This window comes from Mesorhizobium sp. M8A.F.Ca.ET.021.01.1.1, from assembly GCF_003998025.1.
Lineage (GTDB): Bacteria > Pseudomonadota > Alphaproteobacteria > Rhizobiales > Rhizobiaceae > Mesorhizobium.
Genome location: NZ_RZSJ01000410.1, coordinates 1 through 5,744, shown reverse-complemented (window position 1 = coordinate 5,744; position 5,744 = coordinate 1). Strand labels below are relative to the sequence as shown.

Here is a 5,744-nt window from a genome sequence, read left to right as displayed (position 1 = left end):
GTAGTGCATCAGTTTGAAAATGGCGGGGCTTGAATATGTTGTGTGAAAAAGGCAGTTATCCCTAGCTCTGGCGGGGCGATGCGGCTCGATACGCCATCTGGACATCAAGCCCTAGGATGTCGCACCCTCTTCTTGGAACAAGGGGGAGATCTGCAATGGCCAGCAAAGTCAGGGCTATCTCAGCTTACACTGCCAAGGATTATCCTCGCATCCGCCAGCTTCCTGGTGCCGATGACATGCGGGCGACTTGGGAAGAGTGGCACGCCGATTTCGAAGCTTCCAAGGCGGAACGGCTACACCGCCGCGGCTTCACCCACGCCAAAGTCCTCATAAGACCCGGCAAGTTCAAAGCGTGGCTAGACGAAAACTCACTCTCGGCCTCGGAACATGCGAGACAACTCTACGCTCAGGAGCGCCTGGATTCAAAGCGGGCAAGGGAGGAAGGGCGCCGCGAGTTGGAGCAAATGCTAATCGTCTCACAACGGCAAATGTTATCGGCCGCCACGGCTACGCGTGGCGCACCATAAGCCCATGCCCAAAGGTCCGGTCGGCTTTATCTATGCGGCCATAGCCGGATTGTACCTCGCGTGGCTAGCTCATCATTGGCTTGGTTGAAGGCCTCGCGCGCGTAAAGCGCCGGATTTCAAACTGATGCACTACCCGCCCGTGAAGTCGCTTGCGATTTCACGGGTTGGCGTACAGGCTGGGCAGAATGAATCGGGATGTCGCAGGGATCATTCTGACGGGTGGCCAATCGAGACGGATGGGCGGTGGCGATAAAAGCCTTTTGCCGCTTGGCGACGGCTGTGTGCTTGACCAGATCCTGTCGCGGTTTGGCCCGCAGTTCGAGACCCTGGCGCTTAGCGCCAATGGCGACCCGGCGCGGTTCGCCCGTTTCGGGCTACCGGTGCTCGCCGATACCGTCGAGGGCTTCGCCGGGCCGCTTGCCGGAATTCTTACCGGCCTCGAATGGGCCGCTGCCGGCACGCCTTGCAAGGCGATCGTCACCGCTGCCGGCGACACGCCTTTCCTGCCGCTGGATCTCGTCGATCGTCTGGAGGCGGCGGCCGGCGAACGTCCCGGTTCGATCGCGGTCGCTTTCTCGGCAGGCAGGCTGCACCCGACCTTCGCGCTATGGCCGGTCGGATGCCGCGACGCCTTGCGGCATTTCCTGGTCGATGAGCACAACAAGCGGGTTTCGGCCTTCATCGAACGGCACGGCCATGTCGAGGTCGAATTCCCGATCCTGCAATCCGCCGGACAATCCATCGATCCTTTCTTCAACATCAATGTGCCGGACGATCTTGCCCAGGCCGCGCGCCTGTTGCAGAGCATGACGTCATGAACAGACGCGTCTTCGGCATCACCGGCTGGAAAAACTCCGGCAAGACCACACTGACCGAGAAGTTGGTCGCCGAGCTCGTGCGGCGCGGCTGGAAGGTATCGACGGTCAAACACGCCCACCATGATTTCGACATCGACAAGCCAGGCGCGGACAGCTTCCGCCATCGCCAGGCCGGCGCCACCGAGGTTGCGATCGTGTCAGGCAATCGTTGGGCGTTGATGCACGAGTTGCGCGGCGAGGATGAGCCGCCGCTGGACGCCATCCTCTCGCGGCTCGCCCCATGCGACATCGTGCTGGTGGAAGGCTACAAGCGCGAACCCCACCGCAAGATCGAAACGAGGCGACTGGAAGCAAAGGAGCGGACGCCGCTTGCGGCGGGTGATCCCAATATCGTCGCCATCGCCGCGGATTTCGCCATCACCGGCCAGAGCTTGCCGGTGTTCGACCTCGACGACACGAAATCCATAGCCGACTTCATCGAGCGAACGACCGACCTCGTTGCTTGAGAAGTAACGTAACGGCAGAAGCCCATTGCCGATTTTGGCGGTTTTGCAGTTGCTTTTTTCTTGGAAAGAGTGGGAGTATCGGCCCAGCGGGCGGTCAAAAGCACCGCCCCTCAGAGCCGTTTCGGAACGACGGCCGGGACCATAAAGAGAGGACTATCATGCGTATTACACTGCGTATCGCGCTCGCCGCATCGGCTGCGCTGCTGACGCTCGGCGTAGCCCAGGCCCAGGAAAAGACCCTGAGGATCGGCACCGAGGGCGCCTACCCCCCATTCAACAACCTCACCGCCGATGGCCAGCTTGTCGGCTTCGACATCGACATCGCCAAGGCGCTTTGCGATGAGATGAAGGTCAAGTGCACCTTCGTGGCCCAGGATTGGGACGGCATCATTCCCGCACTTCAGGCCGGCAAGTTCGACGCCATCGTCGCCTCGATGTCGATCACGCCGGAGAGGAAGGAGAAGGTCGACTTCTCGCACAAATACTACAATACGCCGTCCGCAATCGCCGTGCCGAAGGATTCGCCTCTGAAGGGCGTGACCAAGGAAGACCTCGCCGGCAAGAACATCGGTGTGGCCACCACGACGACGCATTTCAACTATGCCTCGAAGACCTACACCGACAGCACCGTCAAGGGCTATCCGAGCAGCCCCGAGGAGCAGGCAGATCTTGCCAATGGCCGTCTCGACGCCATCGAGGACGATATCGTCGTGCTGCAGCAGTGGCTTGATTCGCCAGACGGCGCCTGCTGCAAGATCCTCGGCCAGCCCTCGCCGCAACCGGTCGAAATCTTCGGACCCGGCGCCGGCATCGCCGTTCGCAAGGGCGATACCGACTTGGTCAACAAGCTGAATTCCGCCATAGACGCCATCCGTGCCAACGGAAAATATAAGGAAATCAACGACAAGTACTTCAAGTTCGACGTCTACGGCGCCGAGTCCTGATAGTCTGTTGCCAAGGCGGCAGGGGTCCCCTGCCGCCTTGTTCATCTCGGGTGCGCCGTGGGGTAAGACCAGTCAATGCCAGCCCAAAGCATATGGACACTGCTGAGTTGGGGACCCGAGGGCTGGAGTGACGATATTGCCTATGGCGCGTTGGTCACCATCGTGCTTGCCCTTGCCACGCTGCCGATCGGCCTGACGATCGGCTTTTTCGTAGCCTGGGCCAAGCAATCCGAAGAACCGTCGCTGCGGGTGGCCGCCAACATCTACACCACCGTGTTTCGCGGCCTGCCGGAACTGGTGACGCTGTTCCTGTTCTTCTTCGGCATGCCCATCCTGCTGCAATACGTCATCCGCCTCTTCAAGCCCGAGGCGACGATCGACGTCGACAGCTTCATCGCCGGCATGATCGTGCTGTCGCTGATCTTTTCCTCCTATGCCAGCGAGGTGTTTCTTTCCGCCTTTCGCGCCATTCCCAAGGGCCAGTATGAGGGCGGCTACGCGATCGGCCTGTCGACATGGCTGACCATGCGCAAGGTGATCCTGCCTCAGCTGCTGCGCATCGCCTTTCCCGGCCTCGAGAACTGCTGGCTCAGCCTGCTCAAGGACACCGCACTGGTCTCTGTCGTCAACCTCGCCGAAACCTTGCGCAACGCCGGCGTGGCGGCGCGTGTCACGAAACACGCCTTCCTGTTCTACAGCGTGGCCGCGCTGGTTTTCCTCGCTCTGGCGATCCTGTCATCGATCGCGACCGGGTTCATCTTGCGCTCGCTGGGACGGAGGGAGGCACGATGAGCGTCAGCCAAGCCATCTCCGTCGACCGGCCGCCGCCGCGGGCACGCGGCTGGCCGCGCACCCGTATCGTCGGGTACGCGCTCGTCGGCCTCTGGATACTCTTCGGCCTCGGTATCCTCGCCTATCTCATCTACGCCTGGAATGGCGAGTTCTTTGCCAGATATGCGCCAGCCTATCTGCAGGGCCTGTGGACGACGCTGTCGCTCGTGGCGATTTCGATGGTGGTCGGCGCGATCTTTTCGTTGCCCGTCACCTATGGCCGCATGTCGAAGAGCCGCTTCCTGTCCGGCATTGCCTACTGCTACGTCTACTTCTTCCGCGGCACGCCACTACTGGTCCAGGTCTACCTCGTCTACTATGGCTTGGGCTCTTTCCGGTTGCAGCTTGAATCCGTCGGGCTGTGGTGGTTCTTCCGCGAGGCCTTCAACTGCGGCGTCTTCGCCTTCGCGCTCAACACCGCGGCCTACCAGGCCGAGATCCTGCGCGGCGCCATCGAAAGCGTGCCCAGGGGCCAATGGGAAGGAGCTGCTTCGCTCGGCCTGCACAAGCTGCAGACGCTGCGCAAGGTTGTCCTGCCGCAGGCCTTCATCGTGGCGTTGCGGCCCTATGGCAATGAACTGGTTCTGATGATCAAGGCCTCGGCCATCGTCGCCATCATCACGGTCTATGATCTCATGGGCAATGCAAAGCTCGCCTACGCCAAATCCTTCGACTTCCAGGCCTATGTCTGGGTCGCCATCGTCTATCTGGTGATGGTCGAGATCCTGCGCCATGGCGTCGAATGGATCGAGCGCCGGATCACCATCCATCTGCATCGCTGACGCATCGCCGAACCGTTCCTGATCGACCTGTGCCAGTCGATGCGACGGTGCGCGCCTTGACGAATTCGTCGCATGGCCTAGAGCTTCCGCAACTGAAATCTCTGTTTCTCCGGAAGGACAAGGCATGGCATCGGTGGCATTTCTCGGTCTGGGCGTCATGGGTTATCCCATGGCCGGACACCTGAAGAACAAGGGCGGCCACGACGTTACCGTCTACAACCGCACCCAAGCCAAAGCCGAACAATGGGTCGCTCAACATGGCGGCAACCTTGCCGCGACGCCGGCGCAGGCCGCCGAGGGCAAGGATTTCGTCTTTTCCTGCGTCGGCAATGACGACGATTTGCGTTCGGTGACCACAGGGTCCGAAGGCGCCTTCAAGGCGATGAAGAAAGGCTCGGTCTTTATCGACAACACCACGGCTTCGGCGGAAGTCGCGCGCGAACTGGCGGAAGCCGCGCAGGCGAGCGGGTTCTCATTCCTCGACGCGCCGGTCTCCGGTGGCCAGGCCGGCGCCGAGAATGGCGTGCTGACCGTGATGGTCGGCGGCGATGAGGCTGCGTTCGACAGGGCCAGGCCGGTCATCGACGCCTTTGCCCGCATGGTCGGGCTGATGGGGTCGGCGGGTGCCGGCCAGCTCACCAAGATGATCAATCAGATCTGCATCGCCGGACTGGTGCAGGGCCTGTCGGAAGGCATCCATTTCGGCAAGAAGGCCGGGCTCGACATCGAAAAGGTGATCGAGGTGATTTCCAAGGGTGCGGCCGGCTCCTGGCAGATGGAAAACCGGCACAAGACCATGAATGCCGGCAAATATGATTTCGGTTTCGCCGTCGACTGGATGCGCAAGGACCTCGGCATCTGCCTGGCGGAGGCCGACCGCAACGGCGCCAGGCTGCCGGTGACAGCGCTTGTCGACCAGTTCTACAAGGATGTGCAGGCGATGGGCGGCAAGCGCTGGGACACGTCCTCGCTGCTGGCGCGGCTGGAGAAGTAGGCGACGATGTCCCTGCCCGCTCCAGGCTGGACCGCGCAGGATATCGTCGCTCATCTGCGTTCGATCGGAACCGAGGAAAACCGCGCCGGCATGGCGCGGTTCGGCATCAACAACGCGACCGCGCTCGGCATCGGCAATGCGGACTTGCGGCCCTTGGCGCGCAAGGTGAAGCGCAACCATGAACGGTCCCTCGCGCTATGGGACACAGGCATTCGCGAGGCGCGGCTGATGGCGGCCTTCACCGGCGAGCCGAAAAAGATCGCCATCGAAGAGTGCCGCCGCTGGGCCGGCGATTTCGACTCATGGGAGATCGTCGACACCGTCTCCGACCTGTTCGTGGAC

General features: G+C 61.6%; 8 protein-coding genes. All 8 read left to right on the top strand.

What is annotated here, in order from left to right:
- Positions 1-155 precede the first annotated feature (155 nt).
- Positions 156-527, top strand: a complete 372-nt coding sequence (locus EOA36_RS25450; protein WP_127279911.1) for a hypothetical protein — start codon at positions 156-158, stop codon at positions 525-527.
- A 185-nt stretch (positions 528-712) separates the two neighbouring features.
- On the top strand, positions 713-1,345 hold the full coding sequence (gene mobA, locus EOA36_RS25445) for a molybdenum cofactor guanylyltransferase MobA (protein ID WP_127279910.1): 633 nt from the start codon (positions 713-715) through the stop codon (positions 1,343-1,345).
- Entirely contained in the window at positions 1,342-1,851 is a 510-nt protein-coding gene (mobB, locus tag EOA36_RS25440) for a molybdopterin-guanine dinucleotide biosynthesis protein B (protein WP_127279909.1), read from the top strand. Before mobA ends, mobB begins: the two co-directional genes overlap by 4 nt.
- A 158-nt stretch (positions 1,852-2,009) precedes the next feature.
- On the top strand, positions 2,010-2,795 hold the full coding sequence (locus tag EOA36_RS25435; RefSeq protein ID WP_127279908.1) for an ABC transporter substrate-binding protein: 786 nt from the start codon (positions 2,010-2,012) through the stop codon (positions 2,793-2,795).
- A gap of 75 nt (positions 2,796-2,870) precedes the next feature.
- Positions 2,871-3,587 carry an ABC transporter permease gene (locus EOA36_RS25430; protein WP_127279907.1) on the top strand — a complete coding sequence of 239 codons (717 nt, stop codon included), beginning with the start codon at positions 2,871-2,873 and terminating at the stop codon, positions 3,585-3,587.
- Entirely contained in the window at positions 3,584-4,408 is an 825-nt protein-coding gene (locus EOA36_RS25425; RefSeq protein ID WP_127279906.1) for an ABC transporter permease, read from the top strand. The genes EOA36_RS25430 and EOA36_RS25425 overlap by 4 nt, the downstream gene beginning before the upstream one ends.
- A 124-nt stretch (positions 4,409-4,532) precedes the next feature.
- Positions 4,533-5,402 carry an NAD(P)-dependent oxidoreductase gene (locus EOA36_RS25420; protein ID WP_127279905.1) on the top strand — a complete coding sequence of 290 codons (870 nt, stop codon included), beginning with the start codon at positions 4,533-4,535 and terminating at the stop codon, positions 5,400-5,402.
- Between the two features lie 6 nt (positions 5,403-5,408).
- A partial coding sequence (locus EOA36_RS25415) for a DNA alkylation repair protein (protein WP_189553352.1) occupies positions 5,409-5,744 on the top strand: 336 nt, incomplete at its 3' end.